Source organism: Bradyrhizobium sp. 62B, from assembly GCF_030272265.2.
Classification (GTDB): domain Bacteria; phylum Pseudomonadota; class Alphaproteobacteria; order Rhizobiales; family Xanthobacteraceae; genus Bradyrhizobium.
Genome location: NZ_CP092841.2, coordinates 1,552,170 through 1,579,159 on the forward strand (window position 1 = coordinate 1,552,170; position 26,990 = coordinate 1,579,159).

22 protein-coding genes are annotated in these 26,990 nt (G+C 64.9%); 17 read left to right on the top strand and 5 right to left on the bottom strand.

The window, feature by feature from the left end; genetic code table 11:
- Positions 1-62: 62 nt before the first annotated feature.
- From mobB to ML401_RS07530, 13 genes are all read left to right on the top strand, one after another.
- Complete coding sequence (mobB, locus tag ML401_RS07470) at positions 63-590, top strand: molybdopterin-guanine dinucleotide biosynthesis protein B (RefSeq protein WP_211419636.1); 528 nt, start codon at positions 63-65, stop codon at positions 588-590.
- A gap of 9 nt (positions 591-599) precedes the next feature.
- A complete protein-coding gene (glp, locus tag ML401_RS07475) occupies positions 600-1,856 on the top strand; it encodes a gephyrin-like molybdotransferase Glp (RefSeq protein ID WP_285811105.1) in 1,257 nt (418 codons plus the stop codon).
- A 44-nt stretch (positions 1,857-1,900) separates the two neighbouring features.
- Positions 1,901-2,164 (top strand): sulfurtransferase TusA family protein, encoded by a 264-nt coding sequence (locus ML401_RS07480; RefSeq protein ID WP_285811108.1) that lies wholly within the window; start codon positions 1,901-1,903, stop codon positions 2,162-2,164.
- A 316-nt stretch (positions 2,165-2,480) separates the two neighbouring features.
- Entirely contained in the window at positions 2,481-4,136 is a 1,656-nt protein-coding gene (locus tag ML401_RS07485; RefSeq protein ID WP_194406379.1) for an OFA family MFS transporter, read from the top strand.
- A 93-nt stretch (positions 4,137-4,229) separates the two neighbouring features.
- Positions 4,230-4,499, top strand: coding sequence for a hypothetical protein (locus tag ML401_RS07490; protein ID WP_194406380.1), 270 nt, complete (start codon positions 4,230-4,232; stop codon positions 4,497-4,499).
- A gap of 149 nt (positions 4,500-4,648) precedes the next feature.
- Positions 4,649-6,352 carry an NADH-ubiquinone oxidoreductase-F iron-sulfur binding region domain-containing protein gene (locus tag ML401_RS07495; protein ID WP_285811111.1) on the top strand — a complete coding sequence of 568 codons (1,704 nt, stop codon included), beginning with the start codon at positions 4,649-4,651 and terminating at the stop codon, positions 6,350-6,352.
- Complete coding sequence (gene fdhF, locus ML401_RS07500) at positions 6,349-9,117, top strand: formate dehydrogenase subunit alpha (protein ID WP_259219031.1); 2,769 nt, start codon at positions 6,349-6,351, stop codon at positions 9,115-9,117. Before ML401_RS07495 ends, fdhF begins: the two co-directional genes overlap by 4 nt.
- Positions 9,118-9,414: 297 nt before the next feature.
- Positions 9,415-9,888 (top strand): Cys-tRNA(Pro) deacylase, encoded by a 474-nt coding sequence (gene ybaK, locus ML401_RS07505; protein ID WP_285811115.1) that lies wholly within the window; start codon positions 9,415-9,417, stop codon positions 9,886-9,888.
- A 238-nt stretch (positions 9,889-10,126) separates the two neighbouring features.
- Positions 10,127-10,567, top strand: coding sequence for a hypothetical protein (locus ML401_RS07510; protein ID WP_285811117.1), 441 nt, complete (start codon positions 10,127-10,129; stop codon positions 10,565-10,567).
- The gene (locus ML401_RS07515) at positions 10,564-11,421 is read left to right on the top strand and encodes an alpha/beta fold hydrolase (RefSeq protein ID WP_285811120.1); all 858 of its coding nucleotides are present in this window, start codon (positions 10,564-10,566) and stop codon (positions 11,419-11,421) included. Before ML401_RS07510 ends, ML401_RS07515 begins: the two co-directional genes overlap by 4 nt.
- Positions 11,422-11,437: 16 nt before the next feature.
- Positions 11,438-12,634 (top strand): ABC transporter substrate-binding protein, encoded by a 1,197-nt coding sequence (locus ML401_RS07520; RefSeq protein WP_212068851.1) that lies wholly within the window; start codon positions 11,438-11,440, stop codon positions 12,632-12,634.
- A 61-nt stretch (positions 12,635-12,695) separates the two neighbouring features.
- Positions 12,696-13,577, top strand: coding sequence for an NAD(P)-dependent oxidoreductase (locus ML401_RS07525; RefSeq protein ID WP_212068852.1), 882 nt, complete (start codon positions 12,696-12,698; stop codon positions 13,575-13,577).
- An 8-nt stretch (positions 13,578-13,585) separates the two neighbouring features.
- On the top strand, positions 13,586-14,338 hold the full coding sequence (locus ML401_RS07530; RefSeq protein ID WP_211419627.1) for an IclR family transcriptional regulator: 753 nt from the start codon (positions 13,586-13,588) through the stop codon (positions 14,336-14,338).
- Between the two features lies 1 nt (position 14,339).
- Here ML401_RS07530 and ML401_RS07535 read toward each other — a convergent pair whose 3' ends face one another.
- Positions 14,340-15,035, bottom strand: coding sequence for a GntR family transcriptional regulator (locus ML401_RS07535; protein WP_285811125.1), 696 nt, complete (start codon positions 15,033-15,035; stop codon positions 14,340-14,342).
- A gap of 156 nt (positions 15,036-15,191) precedes the next feature.
- On the opposite strand from ML401_RS07535, the gene tcuA reads away from it, so the two are divergent.
- From tcuA to tcuB, 3 genes are read left to right on the top strand one after another with little or no spacing between them, the layout of a single operon-like run.
- Positions 15,192-16,583: an FAD-dependent tricarballylate dehydrogenase TcuA gene (gene tcuA / locus ML401_RS07540; RefSeq protein ID WP_285811127.1), complete on the top strand. Its 1,392-nt coding sequence runs from the start codon at positions 15,192-15,194 to the stop codon at positions 16,581-16,583.
- Positions 16,584-16,608: 25 nt separating this feature from the next.
- A complete protein-coding gene (locus ML401_RS07545) occupies positions 16,609-17,637 on the top strand; it encodes an esterase (RefSeq protein WP_285811129.1) in 1,029 nt (342 codons plus the stop codon).
- 6 nt (positions 17,638-17,643) lie between these two features.
- Positions 17,644-18,744, top strand: coding sequence for a tricarballylate utilization 4Fe-4S protein TcuB (tcuB, locus tag ML401_RS07550; RefSeq protein ID WP_285811131.1), 1,101 nt, complete (start codon positions 17,644-17,646; stop codon positions 18,742-18,744).
- Between the two features lie 3 nt (positions 18,745-18,747).
- Here the strand turns inward: tcuB and ML401_RS07555 are convergent, their stop codons facing one another.
- Positions 18,748-19,416: an alpha/beta hydrolase family protein gene (locus ML401_RS07555; RefSeq protein WP_285811133.1), complete on the bottom strand. Its 669-nt coding sequence runs from the start codon at positions 19,414-19,416 to the stop codon at positions 18,748-18,750.
- 5 nt (positions 19,417-19,421) lie between these two features.
- The gene (locus tag ML401_RS07560; protein WP_285811135.1) at positions 19,422-22,826 is read right to left on the bottom strand and encodes an acyl-[ACP]--phospholipid O-acyltransferase; all 3,405 of its coding nucleotides are present in this window, start codon (positions 22,824-22,826) and stop codon (positions 19,422-19,424) included.
- Between the two features lie 668 nt (positions 22,827-23,494).
- Here ML401_RS07560 and ML401_RS07565 point away from each other — a divergent pair.
- Positions 23,495-24,115, top strand: coding sequence for a TetR/AcrR family transcriptional regulator (locus tag ML401_RS07565; RefSeq protein WP_194408194.1), 621 nt, complete (start codon positions 23,495-23,497; stop codon positions 24,113-24,115).
- Positions 24,116-24,128: 13 nt separating this feature from the next.
- On the opposite strand, the gene ML401_RS07570 is transcribed toward ML401_RS07565, so the two are convergent.
- Together ML401_RS07570 and pncB are read right to left on the bottom strand one after the other, a co-directional pair.
- On the bottom strand, positions 24,129-25,436 hold the full coding sequence (locus tag ML401_RS07570) for a GGDEF domain-containing protein (protein WP_285811137.1): 1,308 nt from the start codon (positions 25,434-25,436) through the stop codon (positions 24,129-24,131).
- 246 nt (positions 25,437-25,682) lie between these two features.
- Complete coding sequence (gene pncB / locus ML401_RS07575) at positions 25,683-26,987, bottom strand: nicotinate phosphoribosyltransferase (RefSeq protein WP_194406391.1); 1,305 nt, start codon at positions 26,985-26,987, stop codon at positions 25,683-25,685.
- Between the last annotated feature and the right edge of the window lie 3 nt (positions 26,988-26,990).

Sequence of the window (26,990 nt, forward strand, 5' to 3'; positions counted from 1 at the left end):
GCAATGACGGGGTGGAGCCGGAGGTTCCATCAGCGGTCGTTGGTTGCGAAAAGAGAGCTGGAATGAAAGTCATCGGCCTTGCAGGCTGGAGCGGTGCGGGCAAGACCACGCTGTTGGCGCGGCTGATCCCGCATTTCAACGCGCAAGGCCTGCGCGTCTCGGTGATCAAGCATGCGCACCACCAGTTCGACGTCGACGTGCCCGGCAAGGATTCCTGGCGCCATCGCGAGGCCGGCGCCGCCGAGGTGCTGGTGGCGTCGTCGAACCGCTGGGCCCTGATGCACGAATTGCGCGGGGCGGCGGAGCCGCGGCTGCCGGAATTATTGGGCAAGCTGTCCGCGGTCGATCTCGTCGTGGTCGAGGGTTTCAAGCGCGAGCCGCATCGCAAGATCGAGGTGCACCGCGCGGCGAACGGCAAACCGCTGCTGTTTCCCGACGATCCCGGCATTGCCGGCATCGCGGCCGACACCGCCATTGACACCCGGCTGCCGACTGTCCATCTCGACGACATCGAGGCGGCCGCGGCGTTGCTGCTGCGCGCGGCGATGCCGGTCGAGGAAGCGGTTGCGAAGAGCGCCGCGATACGCTGACGAGGCACCATGGCGCAACTCTCGGACGATTGCTTTGCCTTCGGCGGCCCGATGATGTCGGTCGACGAGGCCGTTGGTCTCATCACGACGCGCGTCAACGCGATCGCCGATCTGGAGACGGTGTCTCTCCTCGATGCAGACGGTCGCGTGCTGGCGCGCGATGTCGCGGCGCCGCTGCCGCTGCCGCCCTTCACCAACTCGGCCGTCGACGGCTATGCCGTGCGCAATGCCGATGTTCCCGATCGCGCCGAGCAGGCGCTCCCGCTTGACGGTCGCATCCCGGCCGGTGGGCTCGCGCAGGCACCGATTAAGCCCGGCCACACCGCGCGCATCTTCACGGGCGCGCCGATGCCGCCGGAAGCCGAAACCGTCTTCATGCAGGAGGACGTCCGCATCGACGATTCCGGTCGGATCGTGCTGCCGCCGGGGCTGAAGCCGGGCGCAAATGTGCGCCCCGCCGGCGAGGACATCCCTCAGGGACAGATCGCGCTGCACGCCGGCCAGCGCCTGCGGCCGCAGCATGTTGCTCTTGCCGCCGCGTTCGGCCTCACAAGACTAGATGTCGTCCGGCGCATCCGTGTCGCCGTGTTCTCGACCGGTGACGAGCTGGCGTCCCCCGGCGAGACGCGCGCCGCCGCGCAGCTGTTCGATTCCAACCGCTTCATGCTGATGGCGATGCTGCGCCGTCTCGGCTGCGAGGTCAGCGATCTTGGCATTCTCCGCGACGAGCGCACCTCGCTCGCGAACGGCCTGAAGCAGGTTGCAGGGCGCCACGATCTGATCCTCACCACCGGCGGCGTCTCGACCGGCGAGGAGGACCACGTCAAGGCTGCGGTCGAGAGCATCGGCTCGCTGGTGCTGTGGCGGATGGCGATCAAGCCCGGCCGGCCGGTGGCGATGGGTATCATCGACGGCACGCCGCTGATCGGACTGCCCGGCAATCCCGTCGCGAGCTTCGTGACCTTCGTCCACGTGGTGCGGCCGACGGTGCTGGCGCTGGCGGGCGGCCTGCCGGAGCCGTTGACGCCGATCCCGTTGCGCGCGGCGTTTACCTACAAGAAGAAGGCAGGTCGGCGCGAATACGTGCGTGTATCCCTGCGGCGTGCGCAGGACGGCCGGCTCGAGGCCATCAAGTTTCCACGCGAAGGGGCGGGGCTGTTGTCCTCGCTGGTCGAGACCGACGGCCTGGTCGTGCTCGGTGAGAGCGTCACGGGCGTCGAGCCGGGGCACAGCGTAGGTTTCTTGTCCTATGCCGATCTGCTCTGAGCGGCTGCGTTGACGTCGTTCCCTCACCTCGCCATGTTGCGCCCATGACCAGAACGATGCTCGATCTCACCGGACTGAAATGCCCGCTGCCTGCGCTGAAGACGCGCAAGGCGCTCAAGCCGTTGCAACCGGGCGATCAGCTCGAGGTTCACTGCACCGATCCCTTGTCGGTGATTGACATTCCGAACCTGATTCGCGAGACCGGCGACACGGTGGAGATCACCGAGCGCAACGACGCGCGCATCGTGTTTTTGATAGAAAAAGCAAATGGCTCGATAGGTGACACCAATGGTGCACCGCATTCGTGAGCGTTACCTCACTGATACCGACCTTTTGACTATCGACATCGATCATGGCTTCTGCCCAAATTGACTTTCTCCGTGCAGGCGCGGAGGTTGAGTCTTGTCTGCGATACGCGGATCAACGGGCCGCTCACGAAGCCTGCACGTCGTATCGGGCATAGCGCCCCGCGCGAGGGGTTTAACACTAAGGATGCGCGTGACGATCCTGGCGCGCGTCGGATGATGGTGCGGAGCAGCAGGGGCAATTGTCTGCACCGCAATGAGCTGAGGAACAGGATAGTAGCGGCAGGCTGCTCAGAAGGGTGGCTGAGGGGAGGAATGCATGACTGCAATCGAAGGCGCTGGGACACTTTCAGGTGCTGGCGCGGGTTTTCTTGATCGCGAGCGGACCATCGCGACCGCCGGCTTTAATCGCTGGCTGGTGCCGCCGGCGGCGCTGTGCATCCATCTGTGCATCGGCATGGCCTACGGCTTCTCGGTGTTCTGGCTGCCGCTGTCGCGCGCGATCGGTTTGACTGCGCCGAAGGCCTGTCCCGACATGTCGCTGTGGCAGGAGCTGTTCACGACCAGCTGCGACTGGAAGGTCGCCAGCATGGGATGGATGTACACCCTGTTCTTCGTGCTGCTCGGTATCGCGGCTGCGGTCTGGGGCGGCTGGCTGGAGCGCGTCGGGCCGCGCAAGGCGGGCTTCGTCTCGGCGCTCTGCTGGTGCGGCGGTCTCTTCCTCGGTGCGATCGGCGTCTACACCCATCAGCTTTGGCTGTTGTGGCTGGGTTCGGGCGTGATCGGCGGTATCGGTCTCGGCCTCGGCTACATCTCCCCGGTGTCGACGCTCGTCAAATGGTTCCCCGATCGTCGCGGCATGGCGACCGGCATGGCGATCATGGGCTTCGGCGGTGGCGCCATGATCGGCGCGCCGCTGGCGAACCTGCTGATGAACTATTTCAAGAGCCCGACCTCGGTCGGCGTCTGGGAAACCTTCGTCGCGATGGGCGTCATCTACTTCGTGTTCATGATGATCGGCGCGTTCCGCTATCGCCTGCCGCCGCCCGGCTGGCAGCCCGAGGGCTGGACCCCGCCGGTCAAGGCCAACGCGATGATTTCGAAGAACAACGTCCATCTCAACGACGCGCACAAGACGCCGCAGTTCTGGCTGATCTGGTGGGTGCTCTGCCTGAACGTGTCGGCGGGTATCGGCGTGATCGGCATGGCCTCGCCGATGCTGCAGGAGATCTTCGCGGGCAAGCTGATCGGCCTGCCTGATGTCGGCTTCAACGCACTCGATGCCGGACAGAAGGCGCAGATCGCCGCGATCGCCGCGGGCTTCGCTGGATTGCTGTCGCTGTTCAACATCGGCGGCCGCTTCTTCTGGGCGTCGCTGTCGGACAAGATCGGACGGAAGAACACCTACTACACGTTCTTCATCCTCGGCATCGCGCTCTACGCGCTGGCGCCGACCTTCGCGGCGATGGGCTCGAAGCTGCTGTTCGTGCTCGGCTTCGGCATCATCCTGTCGATGTATGGCGGCGGCTTCGCCACCGTGCCGGCCTATCTCGCCGACATGTTCGGTACCCAGTTCGTCGGCGCCATCCACGGGCGGCTGCTGACGGCGTGGTCGACGGCGGGCATCATCGGCCCCGTCGTGGTGAACTACATCCGCGAGTTCCAGCTCGCGGCCGGCGTGCCGCGCGACCAGCTCTACAACACCACCATGTACATCCTCTGCGCGATGCTGATCGCGGGCCTGATCTGCAACTACCTGATCAAGCCGGTCGATTCGAAGTGGCACATGAAGGAGGCCGATGTCGCCAAGCTGCAGGCGGCGAGCGCCAGCGCTGCAGCCGCGGGGCCGCACGGCTCTTACGGTATCGGCTTTGGCGGCCTCGACGCAAAGGCGGCGATGTTCTGGGCCTTCGTCGGCATTCCCCTGGCTTGGGGAGTCTGGAAGACGCTGGAGAGCGCGGTCAAGATTTTCTGATCGCAGTCGACACGGTCGCGGGATGCCGATGGTCGGCGTCCCGCGACATTCGTCTTTCAAGAATCATCGAGAATGGGACCTAGGGGGATTTTCATGTTTCGCACTCGTATCTGCCTCGCCGCCATGCTGCTGGCCGCGGGCCTCCACACCGCATCTGCACAGACCGCGCCCGCTGCACCCGCTGCTACGACCGAGGCCAAGCCGGGAAAGATCAAGCTGTCCATGCAAAAGCTGAAGGACATGAAGGCCAAGTGGGCGGCCAACAAGCCGAAGCTGAAGGCCTGCCGCGCCGAGGTGAAGTCCAAAGGCCTCGCTGGCGACGACCGCTGGTTCTACATCGAAGAGTGCATGAACAAGAGCTGAGAAGGCGCACTATCCAGTTCGACGGGGGCATGGGGCTCGTTGGCCGCGTGCCCCTTAAACGCTTATTGGAACGCCAGAATTTTCTTGGCATCTGGTATGCCAACGGCTAAGGTTGGACTTGTTCTAAAGAAGGGCTACGAGATTCATCGATGAGCCATGACGTGCATCAGGTCCGCTCGTTCGAACACCCGGGCGAGGGACGCAAGCGAGCCAAGGCCACGCCCAAGGGGCGCCAGGTCGACCCCACCGCCGCGCACGAGATCGAACAACTGCTCGGCGACAGGCCGCGGCGGCGCGATCTCCTGATCGAATATCTGCACCTGATCCAGGACAAATATCACCAGATCTCGGCCGCGCATCTCGCCGCGCTCGCCGACGAGATGAAACTCGCCTTCGCCGAAGTGTTCGAGACCGCGACGTTCTACGCGCATTTCGACGTGGTGAAGGAGGGCGAGCCCGACATCGCGCCGCTGACGATCCGCGTCTGCGACTCCCTGACCTGTGCGATGCTCGGCGGCGAGAAGCTGCTCGAGGATCTGCAAAGTGCTGGCGGTCCCGGCATCCGTGTCGTCCGGGCACCCTGCGTCGGCCGCTGCGACACTGCGCCTGCCGCGGAAGTCGGACACAATTTCGTCGATCACGCGACCGTCGCCAATGTGATGGCGGCCGCGAAGGCCGGTGATACCCACGCCCATCTGCCCAACTATATCGGCTACGACGCCTATGTCGCCGATGGGGGCTACAAGTTGCTGGGTCGCCTGCGCTCGGGAGAACTGTCGACCGACGATCTCCTGAAGGCGCTCGACAACGCTTCGCTGCGCGGTCTCGGCGGCGCCGGCTTCCCCACGGGGCGCAAATGGCGCGCCGTGCTCGGCGAGCCCGGTCCGCGGCTGATGGCGATCAACGGCGACGAGGGCGAGCCCGGCACGTTCAAGGACCGGGTCTATCTCGAAAGCGATCCGCACCGCTTCATCGAAGGCATGCTGATCGGCGCCCATGTGGTGCAGGCCTCCGACGTCTACATCTATCTGCGCGACGAATATCCAGCCTCGCGCGAGATCCTGGAGCGCGAGATCGCGAAGCTCCCGCCGGGCGGTCCGACGCTGCATATGCGCCGCGGCGCCGGCGCCTATATCTGCGGCGAGGAATCCTCGCTGCTGGAAAGCATCGAGGGCAAGCGCGGCTTGCCCCGGCACAAGCCGCCTTACCCGTTCCAGGTCGGCCTGTTCGGCTTGCCGACGCTGATCAACAACATCGAGACGCTGTGGTGGGTGCGCGACATCGTCGAGAAGGGCGCCGAGTGGTGGAAGGGCCATGGCCGTCATGAACGGCATGGCCTGCGCAGCTTCTCGGTCTCGGGCCGCGTGAAAAATCCCGGCATGAAGCTGGCGCCAGCCGGAATCACCATTCGCGAGCTGATCGACGAATATTGCGGCGGCATGGCCGACGGCCATCAGTTCTATGCTTACCTGCCGGGCGGCGCCTCCGGCGGCATCCTGCCGGCGTCGATGGACGACATTCCGCTCGATTTCGGCACGCTGGAGAAATACGGCTGCTTCATCGGATCGGCCGCGATCGTGGTCCTGTCGCAGAACGATAGCGTGCGCGCGGCGGCGCTGAACCTGATGAAATTTTTCGAGGACGAGAGTTGCGGCCAGTGCACGCCGTGCCGCGTCGGAACCCAGAAAGCGGCGCAGCTGATGCAGAAGCCGGTCTGGAACCGCGCTCTCCTGGAGGAATTGAGCCAGGCGATGCGCGATGCCTCGATCTGCGGGCTCGGACAGGCGGCATCGAATCCGCTGGCCACCGTGATCAAATATTTCACTGACGAGTTCAAGGAAGCGGCCGAATGACCAAGATTACGTTCGAGCTCGACGGCAAGCAGGTCGAAGCCAAACCCGGCGAGACCATCTGGCAAGTCGCCAAGCGGCAGGGGCGGGACATTCCGCATCTCTGTTATTCGCCGGCGCCCGACTATCGGCCCGACGGCAATTGCCGTGCCTGCATGGTCGAGATCGAGGGCGAACGCGTGCTCGCAGCATCCTGCAAGCGCACGCCGTCGGTCGGCATGAAGGTCAAGACCGAGAGCGCGCGCGCGACGGCGGCGCAGAAGATGGTGATGGAGCTGCTGGTCGCCGACCAGCCGGCGCGCGAGACCTCGCACGATCCGGATTCGAAGTTCTGGCACTGGGCCGAGGCGACCGGCGTCACCGAGAGCCGCTTCCCCGCCGCCGAGCGCTGGGCGACCGACGCCAGCCATCCGGCGATGCGCGTCAACCTCGATGCCTGCATCCAGTGTGGCCTGTGCGTGCGCGCCTGCCGCGAGGTCCAGGTCAACGACGTCATCGGCATGGCTTATCGTAATCATGGCTCGAAGATCGTGTTCGATTTCGACGATCCCATGGGCGAGTCCACGTGCGTCGCCTGCGGCGAATGCGTCCAGGCCTGCCCGACCGGCGCCCTGATGCCGGCCGTGATGCTCGACGACAAGCAGACCCGCGTGACTTACGCGGACAAGAAGGTGGACTCGCTCTGCCCGTTCTGCGGCGTCGGCTGCCAGGTGACCTACGAGGTCAAGGACGAGAAGGTGATCTATGCGGAGGGCCGCGACGGCCCCGCCAATCACAACCGTCTTTGCGTCAAGGGCCGCTTCGGCTTCGACTACATCCACCATCCGCATCGCCTGACGAAGCCGCTGGTGCGGCTGCCGAATGCGAAGAAGGATGCCAACGACCAGGTCGATCCGGCCAATCCCTTCACCCATTTCCGCGAAGCGAGCTGGGAAGAAGCGCTCGACATCGCCGCCAAGGGCCTCGTCAAGATCCGCGACGAGAAGGGCGTGAAGGCGCTGGCCGGCTTCGGTTCGGCCAAGGGCTCGAACGAAGAGGCCTATCTGTTCCAGAAGCTGGTGCGCACCGGCTTCGGCTCGAACAATGTCGATCATTGCACCCGTCTGTGCCACGCCTCTTCGGTGGCGGCGCTGTTCGAGGGCCTGAGCTCCGGCGCGGTGTCGGCACCGTTCGCAGCTGCCATGGATGCCGAAGTGATCATCGTGATAGGCGCCAATCCGACCGTGAACCACCCGGTGGCCGCGACCTTCATCAAGAACGCCGTCAAGCAGAACGGCGCAAAGCTGTTCGTGATGGATCCGCGCCGGCAGACGCTGTCGCGTCACGCGACCAAGCATCTGCAGTTCAAGCCCGGCTCCGACGTCGCCATGCTGAACGCGATGATCAACACGATCATCACCGAAGGCCTGACCGACGACCAGTACATCGCCGGCTACACTGAGGGCTTCGAGGACCTCAAGGAGAAGATCAAGGAGTTCACGCCGGAGAAGATGGAGGCGATCTGCGGCATCCCGGCGCAGACGCTGCGCGAGGTGGCGCGGACCTATGCGCGCGCGAAGTCGTCGATCATCTTCTGGGGCATGGGCATCAGCCAGCATGTCCACGGCACCGACAATGCGCGCTGCCTGATCGCGCTGGCGCTGATCACCGGCCAGGTCGGCCGTCCCGGCACCGGCCTGCATCCGCTGCGCGGCCAGAACAACGTGCAAGGAGCGTCCGACGCCGGCCTGATCCCGATGTTCCTGCCGGATTATCAGCCGGTCGGCCGCGACGATCTGCGCGGCAGCTTCGAAAAACTCTGGCAGCAGGATCTCGATCCCGTCCGCGGCCTGACCGTGGTCGAGATCATGAACGCGATCCACGCCGGCGAGATCAAGGGCATGTATATCGAGGGCGAAAACCCCGCGATGTCCGACCCGGATCTGCAGCACGCGCGACACGCGCTCGCCATGCTCGATCATCTCGTGGTGCAGGACCTCTTCGTCACCGAGACCGCGTTCCACGCCGACGTGATCCTGCCGGCTTCGGCGTTCGCGGAGAAGGAGGGCTCCTTCACCAACACCGATCGCCGCGTGCAGCTCGCGCGCCAGGTGATCAAGCCGCCGGGCGATGCGCGGCAGGATCTCTGGATCATCCAGGAGATCGGCAAGCGCATGGGCCTGCCGTGGAATTATGCCGGCCCCGGCGACGTCTTCACCGAGATGGCGCAGCTGATGCCGTCGCTGAAGAACATCACCTGGGAGCGGCTGGTGCGCGAAGGCGCGGTCACCTATCCGGTCGATGCTCCGGACAAGCCCGGCAACGAGATCATCTTTACCACGGGCTTCCCGACCGCGAGCGGCCGCGGCAAGATCGTGCCGGCCAAGGTGATCCCGCCGGACGAGATTCCGGATGACGAATATCCCATGGTGCTGTCGACCGGCCGCGTGCTGGAGCACTGGCACACCGGCTCGATGACGCGCCGCGCCCAGGTGCTCGACCAGATCGAGCCGGAGGCGGTGGCCTTCATGTCGCCGAAGGACATGCGCAAGAAGAAGCTCGCGCCCGGCGATTTCATTCGCCTGGAGACCCGCCGCGGCGCGGTCGAGGTCAAGGTGCGCTCCGACCGCGACGTGCCGGAGAACATGGTGTTCATGCCGTTCTGCTACGCGGAGGCGGCGGCGAACCTGCTGACCAATCCGGCGCTCGATCCGTTCGGCAAGATCCCGGAGTTCAAGTTCTGCGCGGCGAGAGCCGAGCGGGCGGAGATGCGGGACGCGGCGGAGTAGGGGAAGGCGTAAGTTGGCGGCTCGGTGCCGCCAACCAACTGGTGTCGTCCCGGCGAACGCCGGGACCCATACCGCATGATCTCGCGGTTGTGGACGGTCCCGAACAACTGGTCTTCGCCAAACTACTTCCTGTGGTTATGGGTCCCCGCGTGCGCGGGGACGACGCCGAGGGCGCGGTGGGCAAATGTGCCCACGTCGTCATTGCGATCGCAGCGAAGCAATCCGGAATCCTCCGCGGAGACAGTCTGGATTGCTTCGCCGCTTCGCTCCCCGCGATGACGGTGGTAGATATCACCCATGTCCAAAGTCACTCCAGCCACCCGCGCGCTCACCGCCGCCGGTGTCGCCTTCACCGTCCACGCCTACGACTACGATCCTGACGCCGAGAGCATCGGCCTCCAGGCCGCCGCCGCGCTCGGTGAAGACCCGGGGCGCGTCCTCAAGACGCTGATGGCGCTGGTGGACGGCAAGCCGGTCTGCGTGATTGTCCCTTCCGACCAGGAAGTCTCGATGAAGAAGCTTGCGGCGGCCGCGGGCGGCAAGTCGGCGCAGATGATGAAGCCGGCCGAGGCCGAGCGTGTCACCGGCTACAAGGTCGGCGGCATCAGCCCGTTCGGGCAGCGCAAGCAGGTACTGACCGTGATGGAGCAGAGCGCGCTCGCGCATGATCTCGTCTATCTCAATGGTGGCCAGCGCGGCCTGCAGGTGCGGCTCAAGCCTGCCGACGTAAGGGACGTCGTCAAAGCGGTCGTCGCGGACGTGCTGGCGTAACGGCCATGGGGGCGGGTTGATCAGGTGGCACTGCGCTTCGCGATCCTGCCCGGAGCTGCCGGCGAGGCGGATGAAATCAATCAGATGACGGCGCCCGTGGCGCACACCCCCGATCGCACGGCCAGCAGGACCTGAAGCTCCCCCGGTCGTGCACTTGAGTTCGCTCACCAGCTCTGTATAGAAGTGCAACGGAAATAGAATACTGTTCTATCTAATAGAACGGCAGGGAGTGCGAACGATGGAGGAACGTATCCGTCAAGATGACGGCTCGCTGGTGCCCTTCACGCCGGAAACGGTCACCGCGGCTTTCAAAACGATCCCCGATTTGCTGGCCCGCGATGAGGCGTTGATCGCCCGTGGCCGCTCACTCGACGTGGATTGCCAGCTCGGGCCGAGCACGCAGCCATTTCACCTGGCCATTCGGGCCGGACGGATCGTGGATATGATTCCGGCGCCGGTACTGATGCGCTCCTGGCGCTTCTCCTATCGCGCGACGCCCGCTGCCTTCGCCGCCTATTGGCAGAAGATGCCGCCCGCGGGCTGGCACGATCTCCTGGCCCTGACCAAGCGCGGGCAGGCAACCCTCGAAGGCGATCTGCATCCCTTCATGACACATCTTCAGTATTTCAAGGATCTGCTGGCTCTGCCCCGGCGGAACGGCTTTGGAGGCCCGTCATGAGCGGCTTCATCGAGCCGATCGTCGGTCGCTACCTGCATGTCGAGATCGACGGCGAAATCAACCGGATCTATTTCGAGGAGAACGGCAGCGGCATTCCCCTGGTTTGCCTGCACACCGCCGGGTCCGACGCACGACAATGGCGCCATCTACTGGTGGACGACGAGTTCACCCAACATTTCCGCGTCATCGCTTTCGACATGCCCTGGCACGGCAAGTCCAATCCGCCGGATAGCCAATATGGCAGCGAATACCGGCTGACGACCGCGGGCTATACCGCGACCATCCGCGCGTTCTGCAACGCGCTCGGATTGGATCGGCCGGTGGTGATGGGGTGCTCGATCGGCGGCCGCATCGTGCTCAATCTCGCCATCGAACATGCGCGCGAATTCCGCGCGCTGATCGGGCTAGAGGCCGCCGATTTCCAGCAGCCCTGGTACGACACGGCATGGCTCAACAGGCCCGACGTTCATGGCGGTGAGGTCTGCGCGGCCCTGGTGTCGGGATTGATCGCGCCAAACGGGCCCGAGGTTGCACGCGATGAGACGCTGTGGGGCTACAAGCAGGGCGGCCCCGGCATCTTCAAGGGGGATCTCTATTTTTATCGGGTCGATGGCGATCTGCGCGGACGCACCGGCAACATCGACGTCGAGCAGTGCCCGCTCTACCTCCTGACCGGCGAATACGATTTTTCCTGCACGCCGGATGACACCCTGCGCACTGCTGCCGGCATTCCCGGCGCGAAGGAGACCGTCATGGAGCGGCTCGGCCATTTTCCGATGAGTGAGAACCCGGACCAGTTCCGCCGCTACATCGCGCCCGTGCTGCAAGACATCCTCGATAAGCAAACATTGTAAACGGGAGGCGTAAGTTATGAAGTTGCGTTGGATGATGGCGGCCGTTCTGGCCGCGCAAACGAGTGCGGCATTCGCAACCGACAATGTCATCAGGATCGGCGTGCTCAACGATCAGTCCGGCGTGTTCGCCGACAATGGCGGACGCGGCTCGGTCGCTGCCGCAAAGCTCGCCGCCGAGGATTTCGGCAACGAGTTGCTCGGCAAGAAAATCGAGATCATCTCGGCCGATCACCAGAACAAGCCCGACATCGCAGCAGCGACCGCGCGAAAATGGTTCGACAACGAGGGTGTGGACATGATCGCGGACGGCGCGGCATCTTCCGCCGGCTTTGCCATTCTCGAAGTCGCCAAGCAGAAGAACAGGATCTTCGTCATCTCCGGCCCCGGCTCGTCCGATTTCACGGGCAAGTCCTGTTCCCCGGTGAGCTTCCACTTCAACTACGACACCTACGCGCTGTCGAAGTTGACCAGCGATGCAATCACGCGCGCCGGCGGCAAGACCTGGTATTTCGTGACCGCCGACTATGCCTTCGGCCACGCGCTGCAGCGCGATGCCACCAAGTTCATCGAGGCGGCGGGCGGCAAGGTGATCGGCTCGGCCGCGCACCCGCTCGGCACCGCCGACTTTGCCTCCTTCCTGTTGCAGGCGCAGGGCTCGAAAGCCGACGTCGTCGGCCTCGCGACATCGGGTGCGGACGTGCAGACCGCGATCAAGCAGGCGGGCGAATTTGGCATCGTCGAGGGCGGCCAGAAGCTGGCCGGTCTGCTCGTGTTCATCACCGACGTGAATTCGCTCGGGCTGAAAGTGACGCAGGGCCTGCAGGTGACGACCTCGTTCTACTGGGACCTAAACGATCAAACCCGGGCATGGTCGAAGCGTTATGCCGGCCTGATGGACGGCAAGGTCGCCAGCATGGTGCAGGCCGGGGTCTATAGCGGGGTCCACCACTACCTCGCCGCCGTGAAAGCAGCCGGCACGACTGATGCGACGGCGGTGGCCGCCAAGATGCACGAGCTGAAGGTGAACGACATGTACAACAAGGACGTCGTCATCCGCCCCGACGGGCGCGTGCTGCACACCATGCATCTCGTGCAGGTGAAGAAGCCCGAGGAGTCCAAGTACAAGTATGACTACTATCGGGTCGTCAGCTCCAAGCCGGGCGAAGAGGTGTTTCGGCCCATGAGCGAAGGCGGTTGCCCGCTGGTGAAGTAAGTGGGGCGGCCGGGCGGAACCGCCATCCGCCCGGCCGCGGGATTTTGAGGGAGAGTACGGAATGTCCGGTTCAATCGGGTTCATCGGTCTCGGCGTCATGGGCGAGCCGATCTGTCGCAACCTGCTGCGCAAGAGCGGGCGAACGGTCCTTGCGTTTGACCTTGCCGCTGAGCCATTGGCGCGCATCGCGGCTGATGGTGCGACGGCGACGACATCGATCGCGGATGTCGTCGGCGGCAGCGAGACGATATTCCTGTGCCTGCCCAGCGCCAGGCACGTGATGTCGGTATTCGCCGGCATCTTGCCGGCCATCAAGCGCGGCCAGACCGTGATTGACCTCGGCACCTCTGACGTCGGTCAGACCCGGTCGTTCGCTGAGCAACTCGCCGCGAAGGGCGCGCTCTGGATCGATGCACCGATCGCGCGCACACGCCAGGCCGCGCAGGACGGCACCCTCAGCGTCATGGTCGGCGCGACGGCGGAGCAGTTCGCGGAGGTTGAGCCGCTGATCCGGCATTTCGCCACCGATGTCACACTCTGCGGCGGAACCGGCGCGGGCCAGGTGACGAAGATCCTCAACAACATGGTGCTGTTCGAGACCGTCAACGCGCTGGCGGAGGCCGTCGCGCTCGCCAAGCACAGCGGCGTCGAGCCGAAGCTGCTGCTGGAGACGCTGTCGAAAGGCTCGGCGGACAGCTTTGCCCTGCGCAACCACGGCATGAAGGCGATTGTCGCCAAAGAGTTTCCGCTGCGGGCCTTCTCGACTGAATATGCCATGAAGGATCTCTCCTACGCGCTGGAGCTGGGTGCGCAGGCCGGGCTGAATCTGCGCGGCGCGGCGCTGATGCGCGAGATCTTCCAGGAGACGATCGACAAGGGCATGGGCGATGCGTATTTTCCCGTCATCGCAAAGCTGATCGATCCCTCCGGATTTCCTCAATAGGAGACGACATGCCTTCGCCCGGCGTCGCAGCCGTCGACCGCGCTCTCAGCATCTTGGCGGCGTTCGAAGATGCTCCGGAGCCGATGACGCTGGCCGAGCTCGCCCGGCGTACCAAAATGTACAAAAGCACGCTGCTGCGGCTGATGACGTCGCTGCAGGAATTCGGCTACCTCGTGCAATTCGCCGACGGTCGCTATCATCTCGGCCCGACGCCGTTCCGGCTCGGCGCGGTCTATCAGCGCAGCAACAACCTGCACGACCGGGTGATGCCGCTGTTGCGGCAGCTTGTGGCCGATGGGACCGAAAGCCCCTCGTTCCATGTGAGGCATGATGCCAGGCGCCGGCTGTGCGTCTTTCGCGTCGATTCACAGCATTCGACGCTGGACCGCGTCGAGGCCGGCATGCTGCTGCCGCTCGACCGCGGGGCGGCTGGCCGACTTATTCTCGCCTTCGACGGCGAGAAAGGCGAGGGCTATGACGAGATTCGCGAGGGCTGTGTCGCCATGTCCTTTGGCGAGCGTGATCCCGATTGCGCCGGGCTTGCCTGTCCGGTGTTCGGACCCGATGCCAGATGTGCCGGCGCCTTGTCGCTCTCCGGTCCGAAGCCGCGCTTCACGCGGGACAACATCAAGACGATGACGTCGCTATTGTTGAAGGCCGCCATCCGTCTGACGCGCGCTCTGGGCGGGCCGACCGAAGCTCTCGACGCCGCGCTGGCTGCGGCCGACGATGCGCGTCCAGCGCGCCGGGCACGACGATAGCCTACTGCTTCTGCAACAGTTTCAGCCGGCAGCGCAGCGCCTCGCCGATATGGGCGCGTGCAAGCTGCTCGGCCTTGTCGCCGTCGCGTGCTGCGATGGCCTCGATGATGGCCTGATGCTCGCCATGGCTGGTCGAAGGGCGACCCGATACGGTGAAGGTGGTCGGACCGAGCAGGGCGATCCAGTCCTGCAATTCGCGCGAGGCGTTGTCGAGATAGCGGTTGCGCGCGGCGCGGCAGATCGCCTCGTGGAAGGCGCGGTTCAGCCTTGCCATGTCTCCTGCCATCTCCGCGGCGTTGGTCTCGGAGGCCTCGACGAAGGCCTGCTCGATGTCATTGAGCGCGTCGATCTCCGGCGTTGAGGCATGTTCGGCGGCGAGGCGCGCGGCGGCGCCTTCCATGATCTCGCGCATGGCGTAGAGCTCGAGCACCTCCGAGATGTCGAGATTGCGGACGATCACGCCGCGGCCGCCGGCGGGCTCGACAAAACCGCGTGCGGCGAGCCGGCCCAACGCTTCGCGAACCGGCGTGCGGCTGACCTTCAGCCGCTGGGCGACCTCTTCCTCGCGCAATCGGTCGCCGGCGCGGTAGCTGCCGGCCTGGAGCGCCTCGCAGAGCGAGCGGAACACGGCTTCGCCGAGCGCGACGCCCCCACCACGCGTGATCGATCCGCCTGCCTTTGCCGGGCGTCTGGCCATTTGTCCTCGGAACGTAAAGCGCATCCTGCCCATGCGAAGATGGCGCTTGTCCCGCCAATGTATATCTTTGTATACAAAAGTACGCAATGGCGGCCTGGTTGACCGCGGCCGCCGGCGCGCAGAATGTCTCCAACTTCGTCGCATCGGGCGGACGGCATGAGCAGCAAATACGATGTGCTGGTGATCGGCGGCGGCAACGCGGCGCTGTGCGCGGCGATCGCGGCGCGGCGCGGCGGCGCGTCCGTGCTGGTGCTCGAAGGCGCGCCAAAGTTCTACCGTGGCGGCAACACGCGCCATACCCGCAACATGCGCTGCGCCCACGACGCGGCGACCGAAATCCTCACCGGCCCTTACACCGAAGAGGAGTTTTGGGAGGATCTGCTGCGCGTCACCGGCGGGCAGACCGACGAGGTGCTCGCCCGCCACATGATCCGGGAGTCCAAGGACATTTTGAACTGGATCGTCGAGCAGGGCGTGCGCTGGCAGCCTTCGCTCGGCGGCACGCTGAGCCTCGGCCGCACCAACTCCTTCTTCCTTGGCGGTGGCCGCGCGATGCTGAACGCGCTGTACCTGACCGCGGAGCGGCTCGGCGTCGATGTCGAATACGATGCCGAAGTCACCGATCTCGTGATCGAGGACGGCATGTTCCTGGCCGCGCGCCTCAAGCGGCCGGTCAAGGGTGCGACCGAGATCCGCGCGACCTCGTTGGTCGCTGCCGCCGGCGGGTTCGAGGCCAACATCGAATGGCTGAAGCAATATTGGGGCGAGGCCGCCGACAATTTCCTGATCCGCGGCACGCCCTATAATCGCGGCTCGATCCTGAAGATGCTGCTCGACAAGGGCGTGCAGGAGGTCGGCGATCCCACCCAGTGTCATGCGGTCGCGATCGACGCCCGCGCGCCGAAATTCGACGGCGGCATCATCACGCGGCACGACTCCGTCGTGTTCGGCATCGTCGTCAACAAGCACGCGCAGCGATTCTACGACGAAGGCGAGGACATCTGGCCGAAGCGCTACGCGATCTGGGGCCGGCTGGTCGCGGCCCAGCCCGATCAGATCGCCTACATCATCTTCGATTCCACGGTCGTCACCAGTTTCATGCCGACCTTGTTCCCGCCGATCGCCGGGCAAACAATTGCCGAGCTTGCCGGCAAGCTCGAGCTCGATCCGGCTGCGCTGGAAAAGACCATCACAGAATTCAACGCCGCGGTGCGGCCCGGCACCTTCGACCACACCATCCTGGATGATTGCGTGACCGAGGGCATCACGCCACCCAAGACCCACTGGGCGCGCAAGATCGAGACGCCGCCTTATCTCGCTTATCCGGTGCGGCCCGGCGTCACCTTCACCTATCTCGGCACGCGCGTAACCAAAGAAGCGCGGATGCTGATGGCTGACGGCAAGCCCTCCGCCAACATGTTCGCGGCCGGCGAGATCATGGCCGGCAACGTGCTCGGCAAGGGCTATGCCGCCGGCATGGGCATGACCATCGGCAGTGTGTTCGGACGGATCGCGGGGCGGGAAGCGGCACGTCATGCGAAAAACTAGAACGAAGAAAAGTCAGGGAGGAACCATGTCGCGCATTGCCATCGCTTCGCTCACGGCGCTGCTGATCGCAGGTCACGCCCACGCCGCCGAGCCGATTACCCTGCGCGACATGGGTTCGTTCCATGTCGGCGGGCGTCTCGTCGAAATCTCCGGCAAGCCCGTGAGGGAGGTCGTGTTCACGCCCGGCGGCGTGCCGGCCAAGGTCGATCCAAACGGCACCTACCAGGTCGAGCAGATGTACGTGCAATATTTCCTGCCGGCCAACGAGAAGGGCGCCTATCCGCTGCTGATGTGGCACGGCGGCGGACTGACCGGCGTCACCTACGAGACCACGCCGGACGGGCGCGAGGGTTGGTTGAACTACTTCTTGCGCAAGGGCTGGGCGGTCTACAATTCCGACGCGGTGGAGCGGGGACGCGCGGGCTGGGCGCAATACCCTGACATCTTCAAGGGCGAGCCGGTCTTCCTCACCACGGCCAATCCATTCGAGCGCTTCCGCATCGGCGAGGGTCCGGGCTCCTACGATCCCGATCCCGCCAAGCGAAAGCTGTTGCCGGGCAACCAGTTTCCGGTCGAGGGCTATGAGAACTTCGTCAAGCAGAACGTGCCGCGTTGGACCACGACGGATGATGCGACCGTTGCCGCCTATATCGCCGAGCTCGATCGCGTCGGCCCCTCGGTGATCCTGTTCCACAGCCAGGCCGGCAGCTTCGGCTTCAAGGTCGCGCAAGCGCGGCCCGACAAGGTCAAGGCGCTGATCGCGATCGAGCCGGCCGGCATCGGCGATCCTGCCAAGGCGGACGTGCTGAAGTCCATTCCGACCCTCGTCATCTACGGCGACTATATCGAGCGCGATTCGCGCTGGCCCAAGATCCGCGGCAACGGTATCGCCTTTGCCGATGCCATCAAGGCGGCCGGCGGCAGCGTCGACGTCGTCGACCTCCCGCAGGCCGGCATCAAGGGCAATTCGCACATGGTGATGATGGACAAGAACAACCTCGAGGTCGCCGCCCTGATCCAGAAATGGCTCGAGGGCAAAGGCCTGACGAAGTAGCGCGCCATGCACGGAACCAGAATTCTGGACGAAACCGACCGCCTGATGACGGTCTGCAATTCCTGCCGCTATTGCGAGGGACTTTGCGCGGTGTTTCCCGCCATGGAGATGCGCCGCGCCTTCTCCGACGGCGACCTCAATTATCTCGCCAATCTCTGCCATGGCTGCGGCGCCTGCTATGTCGACTGCCAATTCTCCCCGCCGCACGAATTCAATGTCAACGTGCCGAAGACGCTCGCGGTCGCGCGCGCCGAATCCTATGCGGCCTATGCCTGGCCGGGCGCGCTGTCCGGCGCTTTCGCCCGCAACGGGCTCGTCATCAGCATCATCGCTGCGCTCAGCATGGCGGCCTTCATCCTCGGCTTCGCTGCCCTGAATGATCGCAACGTGCTGTTCGGTGTGCACACCGGTCCCGGTGCGTTTTACAGACTGATGCCGCACAACGCGATGGCCGCATTGTTCAGCGTTGCCTTCGTCTATGCTGTTCTGGCCCTGGTCATGAGCGTGCGCGCCTTCTGGCGCGACATCGGTCCGCCCATCGGCGGCCGCGCCGACGGCGGCTCGATCTTCCAGGCGATCCGCGACGCCGGTGAGCTGCGCTATCTCCATGGTGGCGGGGTCGGCTGCTACAACGAGGACGACAAGCCGACCGACCGGCGCAAGCTCTATCACCACCTGACGTTCTACGGCTTCGTCCTGTGCTTTGCCGCGACGTCGGTGGCGACGCTTTATCACTATCTGCTCGGCCGCGAGGCGCCGTATCCGTGGTGGGACCTGCCGGTGGTGCTGGGCACGCTCGGCGGCATCGGATTGATCGTTGGCCCGATCGGTCTGTTCACGGCCAAGATGCAGCGCGATCCAGCATTGCTCGACGAGTTCAGTTACGGCATGGATGTCGGCTTCATCGCCATGCTGTTCCTGACCGGGCTCACCGGCATGCTGCTCCTCGTCCTGCGCGAGACCGCCGCCATGGGCCCGCTGCTCGCGCTGCATCTCGGCGCGGTGTTCGCGCTGTTCGTCACCATGCCCTACGGCAAATTCGTGCACGGCATCTATCGCTTCGCGGCGCTGGTGCGCTATGCGCAGGAGCGACGGACGGCGGCGTGACGGTTAGCGGGCGCGGAAGCGGCCGTCGCGCAGGAAGGCGATCGTCTGTTCGATCGCGGCGGCGTCACGTGGAAGCCGGGTATGCGATGCCCTGATGACGATATGATCGGCCATGCCGGCCAGCATTGAGCTCTGGACCGACACCCGCCCGTCATTCGGCCTCGGCAGAATCAACAGTCCGGCGACGGGATCGATGAAACGGCTCCCCGCAATCACGCCGACGGGATAGTCAACGGCTGGCAGGGCATCCGGCCGGGTCGCTGTCGTGAGCTCGAGCCCGGCGGGCCCATAGAATGCGCGGTAGAGCCGGGATCCGCTGAGGACATCGGCGACCTCGCTGCCGCCGTTCGGCGTACCCAGCATCACGACGCCGGCAAGCTGGGCCGGCCGGTATCTTGCGATATAGGCGCGCGCCACGAGGCCGCCCATCGAATGCGCGACGAAGTGCAGCGGTGCGTCGCGCTCGGCGAAGCGGGCGATCGCCGGGTGGATGTCGTCAGCAAGCGCCGCGATCGGCTTCTTGCGGCTGGAATAGTCGATATTCAGCGTTGCGAAGCCGGTCGCACGGAGCGCCCGTTCCAGCCTGTTCAGGGATGCCGAGGTCCGCGCGATGCCGTGAAGCAGAACCACTCCCGGGCATCGCGCATCGCCTGATCGCGGCGCCTCGTGCATCTCTCCTACGCCACCTCGCGCTCCGGCGCGGAGGCTTGCTCGCGTGCCATCGTCGTTGCGGTGACATAGTCGGTCTTGCCGGTGCCGAGCAGCGGCACCTTGTCGACCACCATGATCGCCGCGGGCACGGTCAGCTCGGACGCGCCGATCGCCTTGGCCTGGCCCTGCATCGCGCTGCGCTCGGCACCCTTCTCCGTCGTCAGCAGCACGATGCGCTCGCCCTTGCGCTGGTCGGGGATCGACACGGCGACCGATCCGGCCTGCGGCCACAGCGTGGCCGCGATGGCTTCGACCGCGGACAGCGAGACCATCTCGCCTGCGATCTTGGCAAATCGCTTGGCGCGGCCCTTGATGGTGATGAAGCCGGCGGCGTCGATCGCCACGATGTCGCCGGTGTCGTGCCAGCCCTCGGGAAGCTTTTCGAGCACGCCGGGATTCTCGGCCCTGAGGTAACCAAGCATCACGTTCGGCCCGCGCACCGAGAGGCGGCCGCCTTCCTCGATGCCGGGGACCGGATCGAGGCGGCTTTCCATCAGCGGCGAGAGGCGACCGACGGTACCGGGGCGATTGGCCATCGGCGTGTTCATCGCCAGCACCGGCGCCGTCTCGGTGACGCCATAGCCTTCGAGGATGCGGATGCCGTAGCGCTCCATGAACACTTGCCGGGTGCGATCCTTGACCGCTTCGGCGCCGGCGATCACGAGGCGCAGCGTGCGGAAGTCGTAGGCATGCGCCGAGCGGGCATAGCCGGTAAGGAACGTATCGGTGCCGAACAGGATGGTGGCGCCGGTCTGGTAGATCAGCTCGGGCACGATCCGGTAGTGCAGCGGCGAAGGGTACATGTAGATCGGAATGCCCGCGAGCATCGGCATCATCATTCCGCCCGTGAGGCCGAACGAGTGGAACACCGGCAGCACGTTGAACACCTTGTCATTGGCGTTGGCATCGACCCGCGCCAGCGCCTGCGCCGCGTTGGCGAGGATGTTGCGATGGGACAGCACCACGCCCTTGGGCGTGCCTTCCGAACCCGACGTGAACAGCACGACGGCGGGATCGTTGGCCTGGCGGACGACGCGGGGCGTCGTGCCGGCGAGCAGGCCCTTGATCTTGTCGGCCAGGCCGATCGAGGCGCGGACGTCTTCGAGATAGACCACCCGCGCTTCCGCGGAGATCGCGGCCATCAGCTTGTCGAGCTTGCCCTTCTCGATGAACGCCTTCGAGGTCAGAACGGTCTTGACCTGCGCGGCCTTCATGGCGGCGAGCACGTTGACCGGGCCGGCGGAGAAGTTGAGCATCGCCGGCACCCGGCCGATGTTCTGCAGCGCCATGAAGACGACGGCGACGCCGGCGGAATTCGGCAGCAGCACGCCGACATTCTCGCCGACGGCAGTCCCGTTCTCCAGCTTGCTGCTGAGGACCTGCGCGCCGAGGATCAGCTTGCGATAGGTCAGCTTGGTGCCGAGCGCATCCTCAATGATGACCTTGCCGGTGTCGCGGTCGCGATAGGCGTGTCCGAGCGCCTCGAACAGCGAGTGGTCGAGCATGGCGTTCTTCACCATGGCATCGATCATCACGTCCTGGAGCGCGGCACCGGCGGCATTGCGGCGCGCCTTGCCCTTCAGCGCGGCATCGACCGGAAGCTTGACCGGCGGCAGGATCGTCACCGTCACCCGCGGAAACCACGAGCGCTTGATCTGGCTCGAATTGAGGTAGCTGAGATGCGAGCGCTGCGCGCCTTCGATGCGCACCGGCACGACCACGGCGTCGGCCTTGTCCGCGATCATCGCGGTGCCGTCATAGACCTTCATCAGCGAGCCGGAGACGGTGATGCGTCCTTCCGGGAAGATCACCACGGGCTCGCCGGCGGCGACGAGCTTGATCAGGTCGCGGGCGGCCAGCGGCTTGGTCGGATCCATGGTGTAGTGCTTGACGACGCGCAGGAATGGCTTGGCCCACCAGGCCTTGGCGATGCCGGTGTCGACCGCGAAGCTGGCGTCGATCGGCAGCACGGCGTGCAGCAGCGGACCATCGATCAGGCTGACATGGTTCGGCGCGATCAGCATCCGCGTGCCCGGGGGCGGCAGGTTTTCGAGGCCGCGGACCTCGGTGCGGAACAGCGCGCGGAACAGGAGGCCGCCGAAATCACGCACGCCTTCCTTGCCCCATTTGGTCAGCACGAACCACACCGCGCCGAAGCTGGCGACGCCGAGGCCGAAGAAGATCCAGCCGACATGAAGGCCGGCCGCCTGCAGCAGCGCGACAAACAGCGAGCCGACCACCATGAACGCAGCCTGCAGCACATTGCCGGCGGCGATGATCCGGGCGCGCTCGTTGGGCGCCGACCAGGCCTGCACGGCGGCGAAGGAGGGGACGACGAACAGGCCGCCGCCGAATGCGAAGGCGACGAAATCGGCGAGCATGCGCAGGCCCGCGAACGAGGTCGCGAAACCGGACGCGGTGATGTCCTGGCCCTTGGCGGTCACGGCGATCGCGAAGGCGAGGTCGAGGCCGGCAAAGCCCATGATGATCGCGCCGATCGGCACCAGCGCGAGGTTCGGGCGAACGTGGCTGAGGCTGGCTGCGAACAGCGAGCCGATGGCGATGCCGATCGCGAAGATCGCAAGGCACAGCGTCACCACGCCCTCGGTGCCGCCGACGACCTCCTTGACCAGCGCCGGCAGCAGCGACAGCACGATGGCGCCGACCAGCCAGAACCAGGAGACGATCACGGTGCCGTCCCACAGCCGATGGTCGGCGTGCAACGTCCTGAGCAGGCTCACCGTCGAGGTCCAGGGATTGGCATCGACGGGCAGATCGGGCGCGGAGGGCGTGGTCTGCGGAATGCGGGACGCGAACGCCCAGGACAGCAGGGCCAGCACGACCACGGCCGATGCGACCCAGCCCATATGCGCGGAGCCGGCGACGAACTGGCCGCCGGCGACGGTGCCGAGCAGGATGGCCATGAAGGTCGCGCCCTCGACCAGCGCGTTGCCGGTCGCGAGCTCGCCGAGCTCGAGCTGGTCCGGCAGCATGGCGTATTTCACCGGCCCGAACAGCGCGGCGATGACGCCGAACAGGGCGAGTGCCGCGAACAGGAGCGGTACCGAGTGCATGAAGAAGCCGGCGGCGGCAAAGCCGGCTGCGAAGATCTCGGCGAATTTGAGCCGCCTTGCGACGACGGATTTGACGTATTTGTCGGCGAGCTGGCCGCCGAGCCCGGACAGGATGAAATAGGGGAAGATGAAGACGGCGCCGGCCACCGTCACCAGCGCATCGCCGTGGCCGGTCGCGGCACTGTAGAGCAGAATAATGACAAGCGCGTTCTTGAGCACATTGTCATTGAGCGCCGAGAAGAACTGCGCCCAGAACAGCGGCGCAAAGCGGCGTGACGACATCAATTCCCTGATCATGACTAGTCCTGTTTTGGAAAGGCAGCCTGAGGTTGTTACGTTGCCGGTGAGGCGTCACGACCGGAAGCGCATGGGGTTAAGCAAATTGCACGGCGAGGATGTCGCCGGCCTGCTTGTCCCCTCGGTTCCTCCGATCCTGTTGGTCTCCAATTGGTCTCGTTAGGTTCGCAATTATCTGATCGCGGCCGCGTCAGCCGCGCTGGGCCGGATATGGCCCGGGCCATGATGAAAACCTGAACCGCATCACGGTGGCCAGCGGGATCGACCGCGAATGTCGGGACATGGTGAGTCCTTCCTTGCGACCTGATCCGGGATTCGGGCTGAACCTGGGGTCCATGGCTGCACGCGTCTCAGGTCAGATGGGAGAGGCGGCGAAACGGCGAGCAGCGGCCAAGAAGGCTGAACTTGCGCCCTTCGAGACGCGCACGATCGCGGCTGGCCCGCCACATCCGGAAGGCTGCCCGACGTTCCGCGAGCACGCCGGCGACGTCGCAGGCGTTGGCGATGCGATTGATCGGGCCCATGGCGAACCGCAGCAGGGCCCGGCCGGAGCCAGTCACGAGGGCGGCAGCGTCATCGACGAAGGTGGTGGCGATATCAACAGCAAGGGTTTGCATTTTGCAGGTCTCCGGGTTAATTTGAACAATGTTCACATGAGTAGCTTGAAAATGAACAATGTTCAAGAAGAATCGCTGCGAGACCGCAAAAAAAATCGGCGGCGGCTCCAGATCCTGGAGATCGCCCGCGGCATCATTGCGACTAAAGGCCTGAGATCATTGAAGGTTCGGGACGTTGCGGAGGCCGCCGGCTGCTCCGTCGGCAGCGTCTATAACGAGTTCGGCGACTTCGACGGCGTGATCCTGACCGTCAATCGGGAGACCGTTCAGGCCCTCACGGCCCGGCTCCGCGAGGTTCCGGACGAGGACCCGGTGCGGCAACTGTACGGACTCGCCGGCACCTATCTTGAGTTCTTCGCCGAGCACGCCAATCTGCTGCGCTCATTGTTCGAGCACCGGATGGAGGACGATCGTCCCTATCCCGACGACATCCTGCAGATGGTGATGGATGCTTTCGCGCTGATGCATCCGCCCCTGGTGCGGCTATTGCCGGATGCGGACGACGTGAAGATCGCGCTGCTGTCGCGCACGCTGTTCTCCGCCGTGCACGGCATCATCTCGCTCGGCCTCGAGGAGCGCATGGTCGCCGTGCCGCCGCAAATGCTTCGTCAGCAGGTCGAGCAGTTCATCGACGTGCATCTCGCGGGTCTCGGGATTCCGTCTGTGCGGTGAGGGGCGGCCAGCCTCAGGCCCGAGCCGCTTCGCGCGGCCGGGCTGCAACGAGGACGACGTCCGGTTTTCCGCCGTCGATCTGAACGCGGTTGCGTCCCTTCTCCTTGGCGCGATAACACGCGGCATCCGCGCGGCGCATCGCGTCCTCGAGCGTGGTGGCGCTGTCGGCGATACAGGCGACACCGATGCTGGCGGTCACCGCAAAGCAACGATCGTCCCAGGCGAAGGTGAACAGCTCCAGCGCTCGCCGCAGCCGTTCGGCGATATCGACCGCGCTCGCGGGCGGGCACTGCGGCAGGATCAGGCCGAATTCGTCGCCGCCCAGGCGCGCCACCAAATCGTGCGGACGCCGGTCCTGTTGCAGGAGACACGAGATCTGGCAGAGCAGGCGGTCGCCGGCAAGGTGACCGCAGCTGTCGTTGACGTTCTTGAACTGGTCGAGGTCGAGCAGGATCAGGCTGAGCGAATCGGCCGCGGCAACGTCGAGCTCGCTTTGCAGCCGCGCCTCGAAGGCGCGGCGGTTGGACAGGCCGGTCAGCCAGTCGTGCGAAGCCTGCCACGCCAGGCGTTCCTTCTCTTCATGCAACGCGTCTTCGAATGCCTGTCGTTGCAGCACCAACCGTCTTGTGTGCCAGACCAGGAGCAGGATCAGCGTCGCCGCGGTGACGATGTTGATGCCGGTCAGCGTCAGCTTGATGGCGCGGGAGCCTTCGCCGAGGACGGTCGAGAACCGGTTGGCATGCACCGTGAACTGGGCGTTGAGTTCGGAGAGGCGTGACGACAGCACTTGCAGGCGGCTCGCGTCCCGAACCGGACCGTTCTTCCACTCGGACCGGATGACCTCGCCGAAGACGCTGAGCTCCAGCAGCATGGGATCGGTCGCCGTCCACTCGCGGATCGCTTCCTGCAGGAAGCTGACGCGGTTGAAATAGCGAAACAGCCAGATCAATCCCGGAACGTCGTCGGGATGATTGCCGCCTTGCAGGAAGCCGATGCGCGCGGCCTCGAGGTCGACCGGATCGCGCTCGAGGGCCCAGCGTGCGAACTCGTCGCCGATGGGAACGGCGAGCGAGGCCTGGTACTGCGTGAACTGGCTGGCGTCGCCGGAATGCAGATAGAGATTGAGGAAATAGACGGCGTTCTTTTGCGAACGCGACCACAGCGCTTCGCCCGCGACATAGGCGCGGACCGAAGACATCACCTCGAGGCTGAATCCCGCGATCGCCGCCTGGAGCACGACGACCATCACGAAAGGCGAGACGAGCTTGATGACGTGAAGGAAGCTGCCTCCCTTCCTCGACGTCGCTGTTTTGCGAAACACCCTGCCGTTCCCCAAATCGCGCAAAGCCCCCAGCGGAGCGCTACGCCTGCAACGCGAAGTAGAAGCGACGGTTGCTTAACTCGACCTGAAACGCGCGAAAGTCTGAATCGCAGGGTGAAGGCGTCGTGAAATGAATGCCTGCAGATCGCTTCAAATGCCGGCAAATCGGAACCGGCGCGGTATCGGAAAACGAATACCTCGCATTCGTCGTGTCCGGTTTACCGATGAAGAGCGCTGGGCTCGCGACTAGACCAGCACCGGCTTGCGCACGCGGCCGGCGTCGCCGAACACGCGCAGATATCGCTCGATCTCCGAGGGCATGCCGGTCGCCTTCTCCGGATTGTCGGAGAGCTTGACTGCGGGGCGGCCGTCGACCGACGACACCTTGCAGACCAACGAGATCGGATCGAGGTTGAACGAGCCGTCCGGCGTGCAGCCGACGAAGTCGTTGGTAAGATTGGTGCCCCAGCCGAAGGAGAGCCTGACGCGACCGGTGAAGTGATGATAGGTCTCCTCGATCGAGCCGACATCCATCGCATCGGAAAAGACCAGCAGCTTGTCCCTGGGGTTGCGACCCTTCTTCTCCCACCAGGCGATGATCTCCTCCCCGGCCTGGATCGGCGGCGCGCTGTCGGGCCGGAAGCCGGTCCAATCGGCGACCCATTCCGGTGCATCGCGCAGGAAGGCTTTTGTACCGAAGGCATCGGGCAGTGCGATCAGGAGGTTGCCGCCATAGGTCTGGCGCCATTGGTCGAGAATGCGATAGGGCGCCCAGCGCAATTCCTCGTCGTCCTTGGCGAGCGCGGCCGCGACCATCGGCAGCTCATGCGCATTGGTGCCGATGGCCTCGAGATCATTGTCCATCGCCAGCAGCACGTTGGAGGTGCCGATGAAGGAGGAGCCCAGGCCTTCCTTCACCGCCTCGACGCACCAGCGCTGCCAGAGGAAGCCGTGACGGCGGCGGGTGCCGAAGTCCGAGAGCCGGAGGTTCTCCAGCTTGCGAAGACGCTCCACCTTGGTCCAGAGCTTGGCCTTGGCGCGGGCATAGAGCACGTCGAGCTCGAAGCGGCCGCGGCCCTTGATCGCGGCGCGCGAGCGCAGCTCGTTGAGGATCGCGAGCGCCGGAATCTCCCACATCGAGGTGTGGGTCCACGGTCCGTGGAAGTGCAATTCGTACTGGCCTTCGACCTTGCGCAACTCGTATTCGGGAAGGCGGAATTCGGCCAGCCAGCGGATGAAATCCGCCGAGAACATGTGGGTCTTGCCGTAGAAGGTGTTACCGGCCAGCCAGATCAGCTCCTTCTTGCTGAAGCGGATGGTGCGGGCATGGTCGAGCTGGGCGCGCAGCTCGCCCTCGTCGATGATCTCGGCGAGCCGCACATGGCGCGAGCGGTTGATGACCGAGAAGGTCACCTGCTGATCCGGGTAGTCCTCCCGAATCATCTGCAACATCAATAGTTTGTAGAAGTCGGTATCAAGCAGGCTGCGGATGATGGGATCCAGCCGCCAGCTGTGATTGTAGGTCCGGCTCGCAATGTCGGTCACTGTCATGGG